Origin of the sequence: Bartonella sp. AP57NXGY (assembly GCF_042195805.1) — a bacterium.
Lineage (GTDB): Bacteria > Pseudomonadota > Alphaproteobacteria > Rhizobiales > Rhizobiaceae > Bartonella.
Genome location: NZ_JBHIOZ010000460.1, coordinates 1 through 818 on the forward strand (window position 1 = coordinate 1; position 818 = coordinate 818).

General features: G+C 44.4%; 1 protein-coding gene. It reads right to left on the reverse strand.

Annotation, left to right across the window (positions count from 1 at the left end; all coding sequences use genetic code 11):
• Window positions 1–170: 170 nt before the first annotated feature.
• On the reverse strand, window positions 171–818 hold a 648-nt coding region (locus ACFIL8_RS11480), incomplete at its 5' end, for a class I SAM-dependent methyltransferase (protein ID WP_375681547.1).

The following is an 818-nucleotide window of genomic DNA, read 5'->3' on the forward strand; positions in this document are numbered from 1 at the left end:
GCAGAGATCAGTGAATTGCGGGTATTGCGTTTGTGAAGGGTTTCTTTCCCCATGGGCAAAAGATCATTGCGAATGGGAATTTCATTGATTTCTATGAGTTCTGCTTGTAGCGATTGTGCGCGTACAATTTGTTCGGCTGGGGTGCGTTTGCGAATAATCCCCAGACCACCCTAGCGATATTTGTGGTTTTCGGGGAGTGTTAAAGCTTCATAGGAGCCATCAAGCCGGTAGAGAATTTCTTCCCAGATGGGAGTTCTGACACGTCGCACCCGTTGTTCGCCATTGAGAGCAATTGTTGTTGTTATGGTTGGTTCATGTAGACAAAGATAACCACCCGCGGTGATGTGTTCCCAAAGGGTTATAACAAATCGCACGTCATCTGCGGGCGTTCCAGCATCAAGCCAAGCAAAATCTATTGGTCCCCAAGATTTGAGGGTGCTTTCATCAAGAGAGAAAAAATTCTCATGGATAAATGTTACCATGTTTTTTTCAATACCGTCTTGAAGCAGTTTTTGCCATGCTTCTTCTGCTGATTGACCTTCGACTGTAAAATCATCAATGGTGATAAGCCGAGGTTCGTAATTCTCAAGGATTCCTGAAGGATCAAGCAAAGCTGTACGCTCTTCCCAGGTAGAAGATTCTAAAAGTTTTTTATCTTGTTGCCATGCTTGTTTTGCTTTTTGCAGTGCTTTAGCAATCAAGCGCGTACTATCACCAGCACCGATTTCAATGACTGTGCGCGGTCTTGCCATTTGAATAAGCGCATAAATGAGCTGTGCACTATTTTCTGTTCCCATGCCAGGTCTTATCAGCTGCAT